The organism is Neisseria sp. 74A18, assembly GCF_001308005.1.
Classification (GTDB): domain Bacteria; phylum Pseudomonadota; class Gammaproteobacteria; order Burkholderiales; family Neisseriaceae; genus Neisseria; species Neisseria dumasiana.
Map to the genome: position 1 here is coordinate 93,594 of NZ_LGZA01000002.1, position 18,653 is coordinate 112,246.

An 18,653-nucleotide genomic window follows, 5' to 3' on the forward strand; every position below is an offset into this window, starting at 1 on the left:
GCATGAAAATGTGCCGACTGTATATCGGAAAACATACCCCCACAGTTGTGGCGGCGTTTGTTTTCTGCTATCGGCACGGTTGCGGTTAAGAAAACCATTTTTGTCTGAAATAAGCGGTACGGCGCAGGGTTTATGTCGGGCGGTTTGCAGGGCGGGAATGAAAACGCCAAATATTGCGTCAAAATTGAAATTTAAATTGGTATAAAAATATCAATATTGCTTTTTAAGACGGCCTAATGCGATGCTTTTTTAAAAAAATTAAAATATTATTACAAAAATTCAGTTAAGCCAGTCCGTTTATATAGGAGCAACGACAATATGAAACGCCAAACTGCAACCAAATACGCATTAAGCACCCTTGCCGCCATGATGTTGGCAGCGTGTTCGCCCGCAGAACAAAAAAACAATACCGCCGCTTCTTCTGCCGCCGAACCTGCGACCGCCAAAAAAGTAGCCATTACCGCCATTGTCGAACACCCCGCGCTCGATGCCGTGCGTAAGGGTGTGATTGATGAGTTGGAAGCCAAAGGCTACGAAGAAGGTAAGAACCTGACCATTGATTTCCAAAGCGCGCAAGGCAGCACCGCTAATGCCGCGCAGATTGCCAAAAAATTTGTCGGCGACAATCCCGACGTTGTGGTGGCGATTGCAACGCCGAGTGCGCAATCTATGGTGGCGGCCACCAAAACCATTCCTGTGGTTTATGCCGCAGTAACCGATCCGGTTGCGGCCAAGCTGGTTCCGGGTTTTGAGGCGTCGAATACCAACGTAACCGGCATTTCTGATGAACTGCCGTTGGAGCCGCAAATTGATTTGATGAAAAAAATCGTGCCTACCGTAAAAAATGTCGGTTATGTGTACAGCCCCGGCGAAGTAAACTCTACCACCGTGCTGGAACAATTGAAGGCCAAACTCGAGCCGCAAGGCATCAATTTGGTAACGGCTCCCGCACAGCGTTCTTCCGATGTGCTCACGGCCGCCCGCAGCCTGAACGGAAAAGTTGATCTGATTTACACCTCTTTAGACAACAATGTGGTGTCTTCTTACGAATCTATGAACAAAGCGGCGGTAGAAATGAAAAAACCGTTGATCGCTTCCGACACCGATTCGGTTGCCCGCGGAGCAGTAGCGGCTTTGGGCGTGAACTACTACGATTTGGGTAAAAAAGCCGGCGACATTACGGCTCAGATTCTGGCCGGTAAAAAAGCCGGAGAGATTCCTTCTGCCCGCATGGAAACGCTGGATCTGTTTTTGAGCAAGAAAAACGCCGCCGCCCAAGGGATTGCTTTGTCGGAAGACGTAATGAAGCAAGCCAAACAGGTTTCGGAATAAATCGGGTTTCACATTTCAAATATATAAATAAAATCAGCCAGCCTTCGGTTGGCTGGTTGTTTTCCATACCTTCGAGGCACGGAAACCGTTGAAAGCGGTGATTCGGCAAAGGGTTGCGGCAGCTTTTCAGACGGCATCGGTAAGGCGCAGTAACGCCGTAGCAGAAATAAAGTTTATGTGCTGTAAACCAAGCAACCGGAGCTTAAGCGATATGGCGCCACAGGTTTGAGGCCGTCTGAAAATCATGTTTCGAAGGTGCAGATGTTGTTGAATAGGAAGTTTTCCATAAGATGAGTTTGATTGCGTTCTTTGGCGGAATAGAAGCCGGCCTGATTTACGCTTTAGTGGCGTTGGGCGTGTTGATTTCGTTCCGCATTCTTGATTTCCCCGATTTGACTGCCGACGGCAGTTTTCCTTTGGGCGCCGTCGTATTTGCCGTGTGCGTGGGCTTGGGTGTCAGCCCGTGGTTGGCCTGCTTGGCCGCCGCCGCCGCCGGTGCGTGTGCGGGCATGGTAACGGCTTGGTTAAACGTATCGCTGAAAATACTGCCGCTGCTGGCCAGTATTTTGGTGATGGTGGCGCTGTATTCGGTAAACCTGCGTATTACTGGCGGCACGCCCAACCTGCCGCTGATCGGCGCGCCCAGCGTGTTTTCTCCGTTTGTGGCCGAAGATTACAGCAACCAGTTTTGGGTGCAGCCGCTGATTATTTTAGGTTTCGTCGTGCTGGCCAAATTGCTGCTGGATTGGTTTTTCAACACCAAAACCGGCTTGGCCATGCGTGCCACCGGTGTGAACGCCCGCATGGCCAAAGCGCAAGGCGTGGCCACTTCTAAAATGATTGTGCTGGGCATGGCGATTTCCAATGCTTTGATTGCCTTGGGCGGCGCACTGTTTGCCCAAACCACCGGCAGTGCGGATCTGGCCAGCGGTATCGGCACGATTGTGATCGGCTTGGCTGCGGTGATTATCGGTGAGAACCTGTTGGGCAGCAAACGTATTATTTTCATTACTTTAGCCGCCATTTTAGGTGCATTGGTTTACCGCCTGCTGATTGCTTTTGCCTTGGGCAACGAATTTCTGCAAGGTGTGGGGGTACGCCCGACCGACCTGAACCTGATTACCGCCATCCTCGTTGTGCTTGCCCTGCGTTTGCCGATGATGAAACGGGCTTTTAAAAGGAAACAGACATCATGATGCGCGCCGACAATTTAAAAATCACTTTCAACGCCGGTACACCGATTGAAAACCCCGCCATGCGCGGCATGAGCTTAAACATTCGAGACGGCGAATTTGTAACCGTGATCGGCAGCAACGGTGCGGGTAAGTCTACCTTTCTCAACGCTATCAGCGGCGATTTGATGGTGGACAGCGGCAGCATCCACATCGACGGCCAAGACGTGACCCGCCTGCCTGCACACAAACGCGCCCATCTGGTTGCCCGCGTGTTTCAAGACCCGCTGGCCGGCACATGCGAGGCTTTGAGCATCGAAGAAAACATGGCGTTGGCTTATTCGCGCGGCGGCAAACGCGGTTTAGGCTTTGCGCTCAATAAAGAAAACCGCGAGCTGTTTCGCGAAAAGCTGGCAATTTTAAAACTCGGCCTCGAAAACCGCCTAACCGACCGCATCGGTCTGCTTTCCGGCGGCCAACGCCAAGCCGTGAGCCTGCTGATGGCCAGTTTGCAGCCGAGCAAAATCCTGCTGCTCGACGAGCACACCGCCGCACTCGACCCCAAAACCGCTGCGTTTGTGTTGGAACTCACCGATAAAATCATCGAAGAAAACAAGCTCACCGCGATGATGGTAACCCACTCCATGCGCCAAGCCCTCGACCACGGCAACCGCACGGTCATGCTGCATCAGGGTAAAGTGGTGTTGGATGTTTCGGGCGAGCAGCGCAAAGGCATGGATGTGCAGGATTTGTTGGATTTGTTCGAGCAAACGCGCGGAGAAAAAGTATCGGACGATGCGCTGTTGCTGGATTAAGCGCAAGCGGCGGATATTGAGACGTGAAGGGTGATGGATAAGGCAGATGTTGCAAGCATTGCCCGGATTGTGCCGCCGGAAGGTTTTAGTAAGATAATCGTAGGGGCGGATCACATCTCCGCCCCTTACGTTGTAAGCTACGCTGTATTACCGCCGCGCCAACACGGCTTTACCCAGATAGGTTTTGATGCCGTCGGCAATGGCTTCGGCACTTTTCTGGCGGAAAGAATGGCTGGCCAGCAGCTTTTCTTCGGTCGGGTTCGACAAAAATGCCGTTTCTACCAAAATAGAAGGGATATCAGGCGCTCTCAACACGGCAAAGTTGGCTTGGTCAACGTGGCCTTTGTGCAATTTGTTGAGCTTGCCCAATTCGTTCAAAACATGACGCCCCAGCACCATGCTGTCTTTGATGGTAACGGTTTGCGTCATATCCAAAATAGCGTTGTCAACACTACGGTTGCCCATTTTTTGCACGCCGCCGATCAAGTCGGCACTGTTTTGGGTTTGAGCCAAAAATTTAGCGGCGGCACTGGTGGCTCCGCGCGTGCTTAAGGCATAAACGCCGGTGCCGCGCGCGGTAGGGCTGGTAAAAGAGTCGGCGTGAATCGACACAAATACGTCGGCCTTGAGTTGGCGTGCTTTGGCTACCCGCACTCCGAGCGGAATGAACACATCTTCGTTGCGGGTCATGTAGGTTTTATAACCCATTCCTTCAAGACGCTTTTTAGCGGCGCGGGCAATGGAAAGAACCACGTCTTTTTCGCGCAAACCGCCCTTGCTGATGGCGCCGGGATCTTCTCCGCCGTGGCCGGGGTCGAGCACGATTATGGGGCGGCGGTCGCGGCGGTTAGGTGTGCTGGGCGGAGGGGTGTCGATGATGGCGGGTTGGCGTTCGCGCACGGGCGGGGTGTGCCCCGAGCCTGTGCCGTCGCTGCGGATTTTGCCTTGCGAATAATCGTTCAGCAAGGCCATCAGAGGGTCGTTGGCTTCGGCTGCCAGTGCAGTTGCGGCGGAAGGATATAAATCCACTACCAAACGGTTGCGGAAGTTGGCAATCGGCGCGAGTGTGAATACCTGCGGATTGGCGGCCTGCTTCAAATCAATCACTACGCGCACCGTAGAAGCGGTGTTTTGCCCCACGCGGATGTTTTGGATATAAGGGTCGCTTTTCTGTACTTTGGCCGACATGCTCTGCAACACGTTGTTGAGTGTTGCGCCTTCGATATCCACGACCAAACGGGCGGGGTTATCCAAAGTGAAATGCTTGTATTTGATGGCTTGGGAAGATTCCAGCGTGATGCGGGTGTAGGCGCGGGCAGGCCAGATGCGGACTGCGACAAACTGCGGCGCGGTAGCTTTGGCCAATGCGCCGATGGGGGTAAGCGTGAACAGTAAACCCGCAGCGGTGCGGCTGACAATTTGACGGCGTGTTAATTTAACCATGTTTCTAAACTTTTCCTGCCTTTGTCGGTGTGGGCTTCAATCGTGCAATTTCGGCCTGATTCATGATGTTGGAGTGTTACGGTAAGGTCGGCCGGCGGCACGAACGAACCGCCTTGTTCCGGCCATTCGATCAGGCAGAGGCAGTTGTCGGCAAATAAATCGTCCAACCCGGCATCTTCCCATTCTTCGGGAGTGGTGAAACGGTAGAGATCGAAGTGGTGCAGCAATGTAAAGCGCGGAAGAGGGTAAGATTCTACGATGGTATAGGTGGGGCTTTTCACGGCACCCTGATAACCGGCTCCGCTCAGCAGGCCGCGGGTAAAAGTGGTTTTGCCTGCACCCAAATCGCCTTGCAGATAAACCACCAGCGGCGGCATAATGCTTGCGGCCCAACTTTCGCCCAGTTTCAGCGTAGCTTCTTCATCAGGCAGAAAGCGGGTGATTTTTGCCAATTCCATAACAGCATCTCGCTTGATGTGAATGAATAAGATTTTCAAAGCCCAATTATGCGTTAATTCAAAAGGATTGGGAACCTTATATACCGATAAAATTGCATTAGGGCGTGTTGTCGGCAGGCTTGCGAAGCTAAAAAATGCCCAACAAGCCTTTTGAAGACGCATCTTACATATACCGTACACCGCAAACAGCAATCTTGAGACCTTTGCAAAACCCCCCATCTGCGGCGCATTTCTGCGTTGCGCGCTGCTCGCTCGTTTGCCTATCTATATGATATGTCTGCACTCGCTGTGCTGCTACGCCTTGAACTGCATCCACATCTGGCGGTTTTGCAAAGGTCTCATCTTTTCGGAACAGTCCGATTGAAAAGGGTGAAAAAGGCTGCCGGTTGGGAAGGCCGGATTTGAGCAGCCATGCCTGCTGGTTTGAAAAGGTGTACAATCGGCCCTATCGTTAAACAAGAGCAAAAGGCCGTCTGAAAAAAGTTTCAGACGGCCTTATAGAATATGATGAACAATACCAAACAACGACCCATCGGGGTATTCGATTCCGGTGTGGGCGGCTTGACCAACGTGCGGGCACTGATGGAGCGGTTGCCGATGGAAAACATCGTTTATTTCGGCGATACCGCGCGTGTTCCCTACGGGGTGAAGTCCCGCGCCACAATTGAAGCATTTACTGCCCAGATTGTTGATTTTCTTCTGCAAAACGAAGTGAAAGCATTGGTTATCGCCTGCAATACCATTGCTGCGGTAGCCGGGCATAAAGTGCGGGCAATGGCGGGCAATATGCCTGTTTTGGACGTGATTACGGCAGGTGCCGAAGCTGCGTTGCGCACCACGCGCAACAACCATATCGGCATTATCGCCACCAGCACAACCGTTAACAGCAATGCCTACGCACGCGCGATACACAGCCGCAATCCCGAAGCCCGCGTCCAATCGCAAGCCTGCCCGCTGCTGGTTCCGCTGGTGGAAGAGGGCTGGCTTGACCATGAAGTAACCCGTTTGACGGCACGCGAATATCTGAAGCCGTTGCTGGCCGATGATATCGATACGTTGGTTTTGGGGTGTACGCATTATCCGTTGCTTAAGCCGTTGCTGCGCGAAGAAGCGCCCGGGGTAACTTTGGTGGATTCTGCGCTGACTACGGCGGAAGCTGCGGCAAAAGCCTTAACGGAGGCGGGCTTGCTCAACACCGATAATGCCCAGCCTGATTACCGTTTTTATGTGAGCGATATTCCGTTGCGTTTCCGTACCATCGGTGAGCGGTTCTTGGGGCGCAGTATGGATCAGATTGAAATGGTTACTTTGGGTTGATTCAATCTGCTTGAAATGGCATCAGGCCGTCTGAAAATTCAGACGGCCTGATGCCATTTCGAGAACGGCTCTAAAACAGCCACTTAGACACACTGTAAATCACCAATCCCACCAATCCTCCGACCAGCGTGCCGTTGATGCGGATAAACTGCAAATCGCGGCCGACGCTCAACTCCAGCTTTTCCACCATCTGCCTGCTGTCCCATGCTTTAACTTTGTCCGATACAAACAATGCCGCCCTGTCTTTATAGCGCATCACAAAATCGCGTACCAACAGCGAAATACGCACGTCGGCACGGCGGAGAAATTGCGGGTGCCGTTTGGCTTGGGAAAGCATGTGGTCGAGCAGTTTGTTAAGCTGTATCAAACACAGCGATTCGGATTTTTCCACATCGTCGGCCGCCCATTTTTGCAGCCCCTGCCAGCTTTTCATCAGGATTTCCTGAACCGCAGGCGCATCGGCCAGCTTCATTTTGCCTTGCTCCAAACGCTTGTGCCATAAGCGCGAACGGCTCAAAGCGTCGGTAACGCGGTCGTATTGCTCATTGAATGCCCCGCGGATGCGGTGATCGGGGTCGGCGAGTGCGGCGGCGAGGTAGCCGTCGGCCCAGTCCAGCACTTTTTCCGATACCCAGCCGTCCACTTTGTCCACCAAAGTACCTTTGAGCGAGGCTTTCAGTTTTTCCCAAGTGGTAGGTGCATCGCTCTCGATGCGCGCCGCCCATTCGCGCAAATTGCGTTCGAGCAGCACGCGGGTTTCAGGATCTTGCAGCCAGCGACGCGTTTGTTTGAGTACGGCCACAAACAGCGTTTCGTGCATGCCTTGGGCTTTTAAAGCTTTGAGGCCGTCTGAAAAAGTTTTGCCGATGCGCTCGCCGCTGTATTGCTCTGCCAGTAAACGGCTTAAAAAGCGCGATACTTGTTCGGGTTTGGCGATATTCAGCAACGGCGGAATCTGCTTGGCTAGCCACGGCAGCCAAAAATCGCGCGTTTGGGGGTCTGCCAACCGTGCCAGCAGCTTTTCGCTCGGTTTGGCCTGATAAACACGCAGGGCAATGGGCTTGCTCTGTAAAAAGTTGTTTTCGATAAACCTGCCCAATTCGTCGGCAATGCGGTGCTGGTTACGGGGCAGAATGGCCGTGTGCGGAATAGGTAATCCGAGAGGCCGTCTGAACAAAGCGGTTACTGCAAACCAATCGGCCAGCGCGCCTACCATCGCTGCTTCGGCAAATGCTTTCACATAGCCCAGCGCGGGATAGCGGCTTACATACCACGCCGAAACCACAAACAGCACGCCTGCCGCGAGCAGCAGGCCGGTGGCCCAACGGCGGCTTTTCTTCAAACGGGCGCGCGCGGCTTGCGCCCTGGTTTCGGCAGAGAGTGTATGCATGGCGGCTTCCTTGTGTGCTGCTTGTTGTTATATGGCGGAAAAACATTACGGGTTGCAGGCGGTGATCAATCCGAAGTTGGATGCACAACGAATCCGCCCGGCTTTAACCGTGGTTTCCTGCCGTATCTTTTTCATTATACCGCTTCAATGGTTTTATAAATTGCCTAATTTTTAAGCACATTTATTTTTTAGTGTGAAATAATGCAGTTAGGCGTTTTATCCACAGGCCATACACACCACCATAAACATTTACCGTGGGCTTTTCCTTGTTGGTGATTAATTTTTAAGCAGCTTGAAATTTTCTTTATGTTTCAATCGGCATGTTTACTTATCCACAGAATACGCACAATATTATCGGCAGATTTGCGGAATATATAGAGACTTTTGCAAAACGCCTAAATGTGGATGCTGTTCGAGGAGCATGGCAATCAATTTATTGTTTACTGTGGCGTTGCAGCCTTGTATTAAACATAAAGAAAGGCCGTCTGAAAACATTGTGTTCAGACGGCCTTGAGATTTTATGCTTAAGATTAATCTAATTTTTTGAAGTGTTTACGGCGTTCGTGTTCTTGCAGGTAACGCTTGCGCAGGCGGATGGATTGCGGGGTGATTTCTACCAGTTCGTCGTCGTCGATAAACTCAACCGCGCTTTCCAAAGTCAGCTTGATCGGCGTGGTCAGGCGCACGGCTTCGTCGGTGCCGCTGGCGCGCACGTTGGTGAGTTTTTTACCTTTTAAGGGGTTAACCACCAAGTCGTTGTCGCGGCTGTGGATGCCGATAATCATGCCTTCATAGATTTTTTCGCCGGGCGATACGAACATACGGCCGCGGTCTTCTAAGTTCCACAATGCGTAAGCCACCGCTTCGCCTTGTTCTTGAGAAACCAAAACGCCGTTGTGGCGGCCGGGCATATCGGGTTTCACGGGCGCGTAATCATCGAAAACGTGGCTCATCAGGCCGACACCGCGGGTTAAGGTCATAAACTCGCCTTGGAAACCGATCAGGCCGCGTGCGGGGATGTGGTATTCCAAACGGGTGCGGCCGTTGCCGTCGCTTTCCATATTGGTCAGCTCGCCGCGGCGGCGGCCGAGTTCTTCCATCACGGCACCTTGGTTGTCGTCGGGCACATCAACGGTCAGGTTTTCATAAGGCTCGCATTTTTGGCCGTCGATTTCGCGGAACACCACGCGCGGTTTGCCTACTGCCAGTTCGTAACCTTCGCGGCGCATGTTTTCCAACAGAATGGTCAAGTGCAGTTCGCCGCGGCCGGATACGCGGAATACGTCGGCATCTTCGGTATCTTCCACACGCAGGGCGACGTTGGTCAGCAATTCTTTTTGCAAGCGGTCGCGGATTTGGCGCGAGGTAACGAATTTGCCTTCGGTGCCGGCCAGAGGAGAGGTGTTCACCATAAAGTCCATCGTCAGGGTAGGCTCGTCCACGCTCAACATGGGCAGACCTTGGGGGTTGTCTTTATCGGTGATGGTAACGCCGATGCCGATGTCTTCAATGCCGGAAATAATCACGATGTCGCCGGCTTCGGCCTCTTGCAAGGGTACGCGCTCCAAGCCTTTAAAGCCCAACAGTTGGTTGATGCGGCCTTGTGCCACTTGTTTTTCGTGGTTCATAACGGCAACCACTTGGCCGGGTTTGATGCGGCCGTTCAAAATGCGGCCGATACCCAAGCGGCCGGTGTAGTTGTCATAGTCGAGTTGGGAAATTTGTAGTTGCAGGGTTTCGTCGGCATTGCCGCTGGGAGGAGGGGTGTGCTTGAGAATGGTTTCAAACAGCGGGCGCATGTCGCTGCTTTCGTCATCTTCTTCCAATTTGGCAAAACCGCTCAAGCCGGATGCGTACACAATGGGGAAATCCAATTGCTCGTTGGTTGCGCCGAGTTTGTCGAACAGCTCGAAGGTTTGGTCGATTACCCAGCTCGGGCGCGCGCTCGGTTTGTCGATTTTGTTGATCACAACAATCGGGCGCAGACCTAACGCCAAGGCTTTTTTGGTAACGAAGCGGGTTTGCGGCATGGGGCCTTCTTGAGCGTCCACCAGCAATACCACGCAATCGACCATGCCTAAGACGCGCTCTACCTCGCCGCCGAAGTCGGCGTGTCCGGGGGTATCGACGATATTGATGTGGTAGCCTTCGTATTCGATGGCGGTGTTTTTGGCAAGAATGGTAATGCCGCGTTCTTTTTCGAGATCGTTGCTGTCCATCACGCGCTCGTCAACCTGCTGGTTGGCGCGGAAAGTGCCGGATTGGCGCAAGAGCTGGTCTACCAAGGTGGTTTTGCCGTGGTCGACGTGGGCGATGATGGCGATATTTCTGATTTGTTTCATGGGTGTGTTTACGTCTTATCACTAAAAAATAACCGCGTATTGTAGCACGCTTATTGTATTTTTCTGTGAGAATTTCAAATCAATGTAGGGTAAAAGAGAGTAGGGAGTTAAAAATTTCAATCGCCTAGATAGATGAAAACAAAAGAAAAATTCAAAAATGATTTGAAGGATGAATAAAAATCGGGAATGTGCGATTTTCTTATGGTTAATTAAGGTTAAAAAAAGAAAATAAATATTTTTAATGCAACAGCTTATCAATATTATCAGCAACAAAAGATGAATATAAACAATTAAATAAATTTTTAAAACCTGTTTTGGGGCGGTATAGCTTTTTGATAATTATTTGTATTTTAAATAGAAAATTTGTGCATTGGCATGTTCTTACATACAATTCGCTTAAACACACGGCGCCCGACATCCGGCGGTGCCGAAATGACGAATCAAGAAAGGACACACCATGCAAGGCGACAAAGCTGTTATTGATTATATGAACGAATTATTGGCCGGCGAATTGGCTGCTCGCGACCAGTATTTTATCCACTCGCGCATGTATGCCGAATGGGGCTACACCAAATTATTCGAACGCATCGGCCATGAAATGGAAGATGAAACCCTGCATGCCGAAGCGTTTATCCGCCGTATTTTAATGTTGGGCGGTATTCCGAACATGGTTCCGTCTAAAATCAATGTGGGTGCCGATGTTCCCGCCATGCTGAAAGCCGATTTGAACACAGAATTGGAAGTTCAGGCCGCGCTCAAAAAAGGCATCAAACTGTGTGAAGAAAAACAGGATTACGTTACCCGCGAACTGTTGGTGGAACAGTTGAAAGACACTGAAGAAGACCATGCACACTGGTTGGAAAAACAATTGCGCCTGATTGATATGGTAGGCATTCAAAATTATCTGCAAAGCCAGCTGTAAGCAACAGACCGTCTGAAAGGAGATCATGATGCAAGGCGATCGTGCGGTTATCCGCGAGCTGAACAAAAATTTGGGCTTGCTGCTGGTAACCATCAACCAATATTTTCTTCATGCCCGTATTTTGAAAAATTGGGGTTTGGAAGAGCTGGGCGAGCATTTCTATAAGCAATCTATCGTAGAAATGAAGGCTGCCGACGATATTATCGAACGCGTGCTGCTGCTCGAAGGCCTGCCTAACCTGCAAGATTTGGGCAAGCTGCTGATTGGTGAAAATACCGAAGAAATCATTCAATGCGATTTGACCAAAGAGCAGGAAAAACATACCGCTTTGATTCAGGCCATTGCTTTGTGCGAAGAGAAGCAGGATTATGTTTCGCGTCAGTTGTTGGAAAAGTTGAAAGACATCAACGAAGAGCATATCGACTGGCTGGAAACACAGCAGGAACTGATTGCCGGCATGGGCTTGGCAAACTATCTGCAAACCGGGGCGCAAGAGGACTAAAACACAAACCACTGCCAAATACAGCAGTCTTTTTGAGCACCTTAAAGCAAACGGCATACGCAAATGTATGCCGTTTTTCTTTTGTCCGTTGCAGAATGTTTTCCGGCGGTTTGCGCGCCGGAAGCTGATATGGCAAACAAACTTTATTTCTGCTACGGCGTCGCTGTGCCTTTGTGTTACCTGTATTCCTGCGGCCGGCCGCCCCGTATCAAAAATAAGTTTATTTGCTATACAATAAGGCACTTGCCGTTTTTACCGGCATACGGATACATTTACCTTAAGAAGAGGCCGTCTGAAATCATGAATACACCCGATTGCGCCATACTCGGTATGGGCTATTTAGGCAAAGCATTGGCAGAAAAACTGTTTGAGCAAGGCAGCCGTGTGGCGGCCGTGAAAAAAACGCTGACATCCGACGACATCAATCTGCCCGTAGAGCTGAATATTGCCGATTTGAATGATCCGAATATTTTTCAGACGGCCTTTTGGCAAAAGTGGGCAGATAAGCCGGTGTGGATTTGCCTGCTGCCGCCTTCATCGGCAGAACATTATGCGCCTATGCTCCGGCAATGGTTGGCGCTGGCGGTGCAATACGGTGTGCGGCATGTGATTTACTCAAGCAGTACGGGTGTTTACGGCGATAAAGCCCGCGCCTGCAACGAGCAAAGTATAACCGACCCGCAAACCGGCAGCGCCCGTAAGGTGCTGGAAGCCGAGCAAGTGTTTCTAAACAGCGGCATTCCCAATATCGACATTCTGCGGTTCGGCGGGCTGTATTCGGCCGACCGCCACCCTTTGAACAGCCTGTTGAAGCGTAGCGGCATCGCAGGGGCGGAGCAGCCCGTGAATATGGTTCATAAAGATTTTGCCGTTGCCGCTTTACACGATGCCGTATGCACACCCGGCGGCGTGCGCATACGCAATATTATCGAGCCGAGGCATCCCTCGAAGCGGGAATTTTATCGCGCAGAAGCCTTAAAACTAGGACTGCCCGAGCCTGATTATGACCCGACAGACACAAAAGGCGGCAAAACCGTAGATACGGCATACGATGATTTTGCACATATATTCGTGTGATATAGTTGTTTGCATTTCATTTATAGTTAGCGTAAGCGCCGACCCGCCCATAAGACCGTGCAGGCCGTCTGAAAAACCATATTTTTATTTCAGATGGCCTCGATAACGAAAGACAAACATGACAGCCCTTCTTCCCATTATCAACCATCTGATTCAGCAAAACCGCGAAACACAAGCCGAGCTGGCAGCTTTCGCAGGCAACACACTCAGCCTGCGCGTTGCAGGGCTTCACATTCAGGGTACGTTTGACGGGCAGGGCTTTTTAAAACCCGCAGCAGCCGAAGCCGATACCGAAATCAACTTTCGGCCAAGTGCCGTTCAAAAGGTTTTGCAGGCGCAGACTCCGGGAGTGGGCGATGTGGAAATCGGCGGAGATACCGGCTTGGGCATGGCTTTATTGCCCCTGATCGGCAGCCTGCGTTACCACGCACACGACGACTTGAGCCGTATGTTTGGCGATGCGTTGGCAGGAAGCATCAACACCCGTGCCGAAAAAACGGGCAACTTGTTTAAAAAGATGGGTTTGAGCGTGCTGGAGCAATTGGGGGAATTTGCCCGCGAACCCGAATCGCCGGTGGCTGATCGGGAAACGTTGGCCGTTTGGTCGCGAGAAGTCGATACATTGCGCGATGATGTGGAAAGGCTGGCCGTGAGATTGGAAAAACTGGAAAACCGTTTGCAACAATAAGGTCAATAAGGTACGGCATTGGCTTCGTGCTTTTTAAGGCCACAGCCACGCCCAAACTTTACGGCCTTCGCTTTGCAGAATCATAAAAGTGCGGCAGGCAGAGGCGGTAGTCATAGATTCCAAACCTATACCTTTGGCAGCGAGCGCAGCAGTAATTTTAGGATGCAGAAACACTTGTTTTTCACCCGTGCCGACCAAAATCACTACGGGCAGCGTTTCTGAGGCCGTCTGAAAAAAATCGTCTGCCGTCAGTTCAGACGGCATGGCTTTTGCCGGTTTTTCAATTTTATCTTCTTTTAAAATAACCGCTTCGGTATAAGCCTGACCGTTAATTTCGATACGGCCGGGCGCATAGGCTGTGATGGCGGCTTCCGAGCCGAACGTATTTTCTTCAATCAACATAACGCTTCCTTAAGGTTTGTACGCCGCCCCCAGCCTGAATTTCAGATGCACAGACGGGCGATTTCAGGTAGGATTACAGCCTTTGCTTCAAGCAATATTACTTGCAGAATACTAACATACAACGGCTTAAGGAGACATAATGAAGCCTGTTTATATCGGAATTTTGGGATTGGGTACGGTCGGCAGCGGCACGGCCCGAGTGTTGCAGGACAATGCCGCAGAAATCAGCCGCCGCTTGGGGCGCGATGTGCATATTTCGGCCGTTTGTGATTCGAGCGAAGAAAAAGTCCGCACACTGTGCCCCGATGCAGCCTTTGTTAAAGATCCGTTCGAGCTGGTTCAGCGCGACGATGTGGATATCGTCGTCGAGTTGTTCGGCGGTACCGGAGCCGCCAAAGATGCCGTATTGAAAGCCATTGAAAACGGCAAACATATCGTTACCGCCAATAAAAAACTGTTGGCCGAATACGGCAACGAAATTTTTCCGTTGGCCGAGCAAAAAAACGTGATGGTGCAGTTTGAAGCCGCAGTGGCCGGCGGCATTCCGATTATCAAGGCTTTGCGCGAAGGTTTGTCTGCCAACAAAATCCGCTCGATTGCAGGCATCATCAACGGAACCAGCAATTTCATCCTAACCGAAATGCGCGAAAAAGGCAGTGCGTTTGCCGATGTGTTGAAGCAGGCGCAAGAGCTGGGTTATGCGGAAGCCGACCCGACTTTTGATATCGAAGGCCATGATGCGGGTCATAAAATCACCATCATGAGTTCGTTGGCATTCGGTACGCCGGTAAACTTCAATGCTTGTTATCTCGAAGGCATCAGCAAACTGGAAAGCCGCGATATTAAATATGCCGAAGAGTTGGGCTACCGCATCAAATTGCTGGGCATTACCCGCAAATCCGACAAAGGCATCGAGCTGCGCGTACATCCTACCCTGATTCCTGAATGCCGTTTGCTGGCCAATGTAAACGGCGTGATGAATGCCGTGCGCGTGGATGCCGATATGGTGGGCGAAACCCTTTATTACGGTGCCGGTGCCGGTGCGTTGCCGACTGCCAGTGCGGTGGTGGCCGATATTGTCGATATTTGCCGCTTGATTACCGCCGATACCGACAACCGCGTGCCCCATTTGGCGTTCCAGCCGGCACAAGTGAAAACCCAGCCCATGCTCACGATGGATGAGATTACCAGCAGCTATTATTTGCGTGTTCAAGCCAAAGACGAGCCGGGTGTATTGGGGCAAATTGCCAATCTGCTGGCCAAAGAAGGCGTGTCTATTGAAGCCTTGATTCAAAAAGGCGTAATCGACGGCGGCTCGGCTGAGATCGTGATTCTGACCCACAGTACGGTAGAGAAAAATATCAAAACCGCCATCGCCGCCATCGAAGCGTTGGAAGTTGTTCAAAAACCTGTGGTGATGATCCGCATGGAGAGCCTGCATGGACAACAAGGATAATCAGGTTTTAACGCCTGAAGAACAACGCCGTAAAGCACGAGCCAAGATACGCACCATCCGTATTTGGGCGTTTATCGTGTTGAGTTTGCTGGCGGTATTCGGATTGTTGTCCAATTGTGCGCTTTCCAAACCCAAAGCCAAACAGGCGATTGTGGATTCGTGCGTGAAAAACGTGCCGTTTTCCGAAAAGTGGCAGGCCGACTTAAAGGCTGCCGGTTTGGAAGGAAAATCCGAGCAGGTTATCCATAATTACTGCATTTGTATGTGGGACGAACCTTTGGAGAAATTGAGCGAGAAGCAAATCCAATCGCTCAGTTCGCTTTCTCCACAAGAGCAGTTGGATTTACTCGGCGGCGTGCAGGCGTTTGAAGCGCGCGACCAACAGTGTATCGCATCGTTAACCGCTAAAGCCAAATAGGTTAAACAAAGATTGTGAGGCCGTCTGAAAATATTTCAGACGGCCTCACAGTTTTTATAGTTTTATGTTTATATATGTAGGCCGAGACCTTTGCAAAACCCCCATCTGCAGCGCATTTCTGCGTTTGCGCTGCCCGCTCGTTTGCCTATCTATTGATATCTCTGCATTAGCTGTGCTGCTACGCCTTGAACTGCATCCACATCTGAGGGTTTTGCAAAGGTCTCAGACAGTTAATCTAAAACAATCATTAACCACATTTATTGTTGGTTTAAAGACATTAAACTTCCAACGAAGCCAATTCTGCCCTCATGTTATCGATAACTGCTTTGTAATCAGCTTGGCCGAAGATGGCCGAACCGGCTACAAAAGTATCCGCACCGGCCCGCGCTACTTCGGCAATATTGTCGGTTTTGATGCCGCCGTCCACTTCCAAAGCAATTTTGCGGCCGCTTTCCGCTTCATACATGTTCAGCAAATCGCGCACTTGGCGGATTTTTACCAGCGTTTGCGGGATAAAGCTTTGCCCGCCGAAACCCGGATTTACCGACATCAGCAGTACCATATCCAGTTTGTCCAACACATTCTCAAGCAGATAAACCGGTGTGGCCGGATTCAGCACCAAACCGGCCTGACAGCCCGCATCTTTAATCAAACCCAAGCTGCGGTCGATATGTTTGCTGGCTTCGGGGTGGAAGGTAATGATGTCTGCACCGGCTTTGGCAAACGATTGAATCAAATCGTCAACCGGTTCCACCATCAAATGCACGTCAACAGGCACGGTGGCATAAGGTTTCAATGCCGCACAAACCATAGGGCCGAAAGTGAGGTTGGGCACATAATGATTATCCATTACATCGAAATGGATCAAATCTGCTCCGGCCTCGATCACTTTGCTGACTTCTTCACCCAAACGGGCGAAATCGGCAGAAAGAATGCTGGGGGCAATGCGGAATTTTTGCACAAATGTATCCTTTTTGTTTTATTTTCCGGTTTGGAAATTATATATAATTTTACTGTAAAGATTAATGACAACACTATGATGCAAATAATACTTTTTAAGAAAAGTTCATTGTCATTAACGAAAGTTAACTGCGATTATACCGCGTTTCACACACATATCCGCTATATTTTGGGAATATTGAAATTTGGGAAAACAATATGCTTGCGATGATAAGCTTCAGCCGCATAGTGCCGATTATAACGGTGAGCGGTTGGATGATTTTTAACGGATTAAGTTCTGCCTATGCAGGGCCGATGGCGTCTACCCTTGATGATTTCCACCCCAACTGCGATATCCGTTCTTTGGGTTTGACGCGGGAACAGAATAACGAATTGCGCAATATCCGTAAAGATTATAAAAAAGCACTCGATAAATCAATCCGCAAAGACGACCGCATTTTGAAAAACCGCCGTCGCGACATCATTAAAATCCTGTCGAGCGACCGCTTCAACCAAGACGATGCGCGTGATTATGTGGAAAAACGCTATATTTCCAGCATGGATTTTGCAGTAGATGAATTATCTATCCAGCACCGTTTTTATAAATTACTCAGCCCCACGCAAAGGCAGCATTGGCTGAATATCTGCTTAAAATAACAATTAAATAAACACACGCCGCCCGATTGATTGAGACCCGATTGATTGAGAGAGGCCGTCTGAAAAGCGTTCAGACGGCCTCTCCGCTTTTATATCGCTTTCTTTAATATCAATGAAGCGGATAAGACGTTTTCAGCCCTATCTGCGCAGCACAATATAGAAATGTGCTGCAAATGAGGGGCGGGCGGCTCAAGGTGTGTTTTTATGTTTGTTTACTTTGGATGCCCAATAAGAAGCCAAAAGCGAACCGGAAATATTGTGCCATACGCTGAAAATAGCACTGGGTACGGCTGCAAGCGGTGTGAAATAAGCAGCAGCAAGCGCCGCTCCCAACCCCGAGTTTTGCATACCCACTTCGACAGACAAAGTTTTCTGTACATCGTAAGGCAGTTTGAACAGCTTGGCCGTAAAGAATCCGAGCAGATAGCCGATGGCGTTGTGCAGCATCACTACGCCTAAAATCAACATGCCGCTTTCGAGAATTTTCGCTCTGCTGGCTCCCACAACTGCGCCGATAATCAACACAATCGCCACAACCGATACCAACGGCAGCACGCCGACGGCAGCTTCGGTTTGTTTTTTGAACAGGGTGTGTGCAACCACCCCCAAAATAATGGGCAACAATACGATTTTCAGAATCGATACAAACATGGCGGCGGCAGAAATATCCAGCCACTGATTGGCGAGCAGATAGAAAACCGCCGGTGTCAGCACGGGGGCGAGTAGTGTAGAAACCGAGGTAACCGCCACTGAAAGCGCCACGTTTCCGCGTGCCAGATAAGTGATCACATTGGATGCGGTGCCGCCGGGGCAGGAGCCGACCAGAATAACGCCCACTGCAATCTCGGCAGGCAGATTGAATCCGACAGCCAACGCATAAGCGGTGAGCGGCATAATCACAAATTGCGCCGCTACGCCGATGAATACTGCTCCGGGATGTTCTCCCAAAATCTTGAAATCGGCCGGAGACAATGTCAGCCCCATACCGAACATGATGATACCCAGTAATACGGGAATATACGGCAACACCCATTTGAAGGTATCGGGGGCTATAAACGCAATTGCGGCGAACAACGCCGCCCATAAAGCAAAAGTTTGGCCGACCAAGCGGCTGAATTTGGTTAACGCTTCCATATGCATTCCGAAACAATATTGATAAACGGCTCTAAGAATACGCGAATTTACATCATATAAAAAGATGCCCGAGAGGCCGTCTGAAAAACGGATCGGCCTGTTTGCGCGAATGGGCAGGGGCGGTTTGCCCGGGTGTGGAAAAGTGCTTGTCGTGTGGTTAGCAGATGGAAGGATGTTGTTTGCGGCGTT

At 50.6% G+C, this 18,653-nt stretch carries 18 protein-coding genes; 11 read left to right on the forward strand and 7 right to left on the reverse strand.

Features of this window, described 5'->3' with window-relative positions; translation table 11 throughout:
* The first annotated feature begins 318 nt into the window (after positions 1–318).
* From AKG43_RS01320 to AKG43_RS01330, 3 genes are all read left to right on the forward strand, one after another.
* Entirely contained in the window at positions 319–1,332 is a 1,014-nt protein-coding gene (locus AKG43_RS01320) for an ABC transporter substrate-binding protein (protein WP_054598773.1), read from the forward strand.
* A 290-nt stretch (positions 1,333–1,622) separates the two neighbouring features.
* On the forward strand, positions 1,623–2,528 hold the full coding sequence (locus AKG43_RS01325) for an ABC transporter permease (RefSeq protein ID WP_054598774.1): 906 nt from the start codon (positions 1,623–1,625) through the stop codon (positions 2,526–2,528).
* Positions 2,525–3,319 carry an ABC transporter ATP-binding protein gene (locus AKG43_RS01330; protein WP_054598775.1) on the forward strand — a complete coding sequence of 265 codons (795 nt, stop codon included), beginning with the start codon at positions 2,525–2,527 and terminating at the stop codon, positions 3,317–3,319. The genes AKG43_RS01325 and AKG43_RS01330 overlap by 4 nt, the downstream gene beginning before the upstream one ends.
* A 147-nt stretch (positions 3,320–3,466) precedes the next feature.
* On the opposite strand, the gene AKG43_RS01335 is transcribed toward AKG43_RS01330, so the two are convergent.
* Together AKG43_RS01335 and tsaE are read right to left on the reverse strand one after the other, a co-directional pair.
* A complete protein-coding gene (locus tag AKG43_RS01335) occupies positions 3,467–4,762 on the reverse strand; it encodes an N-acetylmuramoyl-L-alanine amidase (RefSeq protein ID WP_054598776.1) in 1,296 nt (431 codons plus the stop codon).
* A complete protein-coding gene (tsaE, locus tag AKG43_RS01340) occupies positions 4,750–5,220 on the reverse strand; it encodes a tRNA (adenosine(37)-N6)-threonylcarbamoyltransferase complex ATPase subunit type 1 TsaE (RefSeq protein ID WP_054598777.1) in 471 nt (156 codons plus the stop codon). Before tsaE ends, AKG43_RS01335 begins: the two co-directional genes overlap by 13 nt.
* A 507-nt stretch (positions 5,221–5,727) precedes the next feature.
* On the opposite strand from tsaE, the gene murI reads away from it, so the two are divergent.
* Positions 5,728–6,537, forward strand: a complete 810-nt coding sequence (gene murI, locus AKG43_RS01345) for a glutamate racemase (RefSeq protein WP_054598849.1) — start codon at positions 5,728–5,730, stop codon at positions 6,535–6,537.
* A gap of 70 nt (positions 6,538–6,607) precedes the next feature.
* Here the strand turns inward: murI and AKG43_RS01350 are convergent, their stop codons facing one another.
* Both AKG43_RS01350 and typA read right to left on the reverse strand, forming a co-directional pair.
* Positions 6,608–7,927 (reverse strand): DUF445 domain-containing protein, encoded by a 1,320-nt coding sequence (locus AKG43_RS01350; protein WP_054598778.1) that lies wholly within the window; start codon positions 7,925–7,927, stop codon positions 6,608–6,610.
* 530 nt (positions 7,928–8,457) lie between these two features.
* Positions 8,458–10,269, reverse strand: coding sequence for a translational GTPase TypA (gene typA, locus AKG43_RS01355; protein WP_054598779.1), 1,812 nt, complete (start codon positions 10,267–10,269; stop codon positions 8,458–8,460).
* Between the two features lie 457 nt (positions 10,270–10,726).
* Here typA and bfr (AKG43_RS01360) point away from each other — a divergent pair, with 457 nt between their 5' ends.
* The 4 genes from bfr (AKG43_RS01360) (at position 10,727) to AKG43_RS01375 (ending at position 13,458) form a co-directional block, all read left to right on the forward strand.
* Entirely contained in the window at positions 10,727–11,191 is a 465-nt protein-coding gene (gene bfr, locus AKG43_RS01360; RefSeq protein WP_054598780.1) for a bacterioferritin, read from the forward strand.
* Positions 11,192–11,219: 28 nt separating this feature from the next.
* Positions 11,220–11,693, forward strand: a complete 474-nt coding sequence (gene bfr, locus AKG43_RS01365) for a bacterioferritin (protein ID WP_054598781.1) — start codon at positions 11,220–11,222, stop codon at positions 11,691–11,693.
* A gap of 300 nt (positions 11,694–11,993) precedes the next feature.
* Positions 11,994–12,770 (forward strand): hypothetical protein, encoded by a 777-nt coding sequence (locus AKG43_RS01370; protein WP_054598850.1) that lies wholly within the window; start codon positions 11,994–11,996, stop codon positions 12,768–12,770.
* Between the two features lie 118 nt (positions 12,771–12,888).
* Entirely contained in the window at positions 12,889–13,458 is a 570-nt protein-coding gene (locus AKG43_RS01375) for an SCP2 domain-containing protein (protein ID WP_054598782.1), read from the forward strand.
* Between the two features lie 33 nt (positions 13,459–13,491).
* On the opposite strand, the gene AKG43_RS01380 is transcribed toward AKG43_RS01375, so the two are convergent.
* Positions 13,492–13,860 carry an Mth938-like domain-containing protein gene (locus AKG43_RS01380; RefSeq protein ID WP_054598783.1) on the reverse strand — a complete coding sequence of 123 codons (369 nt, stop codon included), beginning with the start codon at positions 13,858–13,860 and terminating at the stop codon, positions 13,492–13,494.
* A gap of 139 nt (positions 13,861–13,999) precedes the next feature.
* On the opposite strand from AKG43_RS01380, the gene AKG43_RS01385 reads away from it, so the two are divergent.
* Both AKG43_RS01385 and AKG43_RS01390 read left to right on the forward strand, forming a co-directional pair.
* A complete protein-coding gene (locus AKG43_RS01385) occupies positions 14,000–15,316 on the forward strand; it encodes a homoserine dehydrogenase (RefSeq protein ID WP_054598784.1) in 1,317 nt (438 codons plus the stop codon).
* Positions 15,300–15,734 (forward strand): hypothetical protein, encoded by a 435-nt coding sequence (locus AKG43_RS01390; RefSeq protein WP_054598785.1) that lies wholly within the window; start codon positions 15,300–15,302, stop codon positions 15,732–15,734. Before AKG43_RS01385 ends, AKG43_RS01390 begins: the two co-directional genes overlap by 17 nt.
* A gap of 277 nt (positions 15,735–16,011) precedes the next feature.
* Here the strand turns inward: AKG43_RS01390 and rpe are convergent, their stop codons facing one another.
* Positions 16,012–16,695, reverse strand: a complete 684-nt coding sequence (gene rpe / locus AKG43_RS01395) for a ribulose-phosphate 3-epimerase (protein WP_054598786.1) — start codon at positions 16,693–16,695, stop codon at positions 16,012–16,014.
* Positions 16,696–16,988: 293 nt separating this feature from the next.
* Between rpe and AKG43_RS01400 the strand changes: the two genes are divergently transcribed.
* On the forward strand, positions 16,989–17,330 hold the full coding sequence (locus tag AKG43_RS01400) for a Spy/CpxP family protein refolding chaperone (RefSeq protein ID WP_231718081.1): 342 nt from the start codon (positions 16,989–16,991) through the stop codon (positions 17,328–17,330).
* Between the two features lie 189 nt (positions 17,331–17,519).
* Here the strand turns inward: AKG43_RS01400 and AKG43_RS01405 are convergent, their stop codons facing one another.
* Positions 17,520–18,464, reverse strand: coding sequence for a bile acid:sodium symporter family protein (locus AKG43_RS01405; RefSeq protein ID WP_054598788.1), 945 nt, complete (start codon positions 18,462–18,464; stop codon positions 17,520–17,522).
* Positions 18,465–18,653: the final 189 nt, after the last annotated feature.

Excerpts from the sequence above, each read along its gene's own strand:
- murI (WP_054598849.1), top strand. The coding sequence starts at position 5,728 with ATGAACAATACCAAACAACGACCCATCGGGGTATTCGATTCCGGTGTG.
- AKG43_RS01385 (WP_054598784.1), top strand. The coding sequence starts at position 14,000 with ATGAAGCCTGTTTATATCGGAATTTTGGGATTGGGTACGGTCGGCAGC.
- AKG43_RS01320 (WP_054598773.1), top strand. The coding sequence starts at position 319 with ATGAAACGCCAAACTGCAACCAAATACGCATTAAGCACCCTTGCCGCC.
- AKG43_RS01330 (WP_054598775.1), top strand. The coding sequence starts at position 2,525 with ATGATGCGCGCCGACAATTTAAAAATCACTTTCAACGCCGGTACACCG.
- AKG43_RS01375 (WP_054598782.1), top strand. The coding sequence starts at position 12,889 with ATGACAGCCCTTCTTCCCATTATCAACCATCTGATTCAGCAAAACCGC.
- AKG43_RS01350 (WP_054598778.1), bottom strand. The coding sequence starts at position 7,927 with ATGCATACACTCTCTGCCGAAACCAGGGCGCAAGCCGCGCGCGCCCGT.
- AKG43_RS01400 (WP_231718081.1), top strand. The coding sequence starts at position 16,989 with ATGGCGTCTACCCTTGATGATTTCCACCCCAACTGCGATATCCGTTCT.
- AKG43_RS01405 (WP_054598788.1), bottom strand. The coding sequence starts at position 18,464 with ATGGAAGCGTTAACCAAATTCAGCCGCTTGGTCGGCCAAACTTTTGCT.
- bfr (WP_054598781.1), top strand. The coding sequence starts at position 11,220 with ATGCAAGGCGATCGTGCGGTTATCCGCGAGCTGAACAAAAATTTGGGC.
- tsaE (WP_054598777.1), bottom strand. The coding sequence starts at position 5,220 with ATGGAATTGGCAAAAATCACCCGCTTTCTGCCTGATGAAGAAGCTACG.
- AKG43_RS01335 (WP_054598776.1), bottom strand. The coding sequence starts at position 4,762 with ATGGTTAAATTAACACGCCGTCAAATTGTCAGCCGCACCGCTGCGGGT.
- AKG43_RS01370 (WP_054598850.1), top strand. The coding sequence starts at position 11,994 with ATGAATACACCCGATTGCGCCATACTCGGTATGGGCTATTTAGGCAAA.
- AKG43_RS01390 (WP_054598785.1), top strand. The coding sequence starts at position 15,300 with ATGGACAACAAGGATAATCAGGTTTTAACGCCTGAAGAACAACGCCGT.
- bfr (WP_054598780.1), top strand. The coding sequence starts at position 10,727 with ATGCAAGGCGACAAAGCTGTTATTGATTATATGAACGAATTATTGGCC.
- typA (WP_054598779.1), bottom strand. The coding sequence starts at position 10,269 with ATGAAACAAATCAGAAATATCGCCATCATCGCCCACGTCGACCACGGC.
- AKG43_RS01380 (WP_054598783.1), bottom strand. The coding sequence starts at position 13,860 with ATGTTGATTGAAGAAAATACGTTCGGCTCGGAAGCCGCCATCACAGCC.
- AKG43_RS01325 (WP_054598774.1), top strand. The coding sequence starts at position 1,623 with ATGAGTTTGATTGCGTTCTTTGGCGGAATAGAAGCCGGCCTGATTTAC.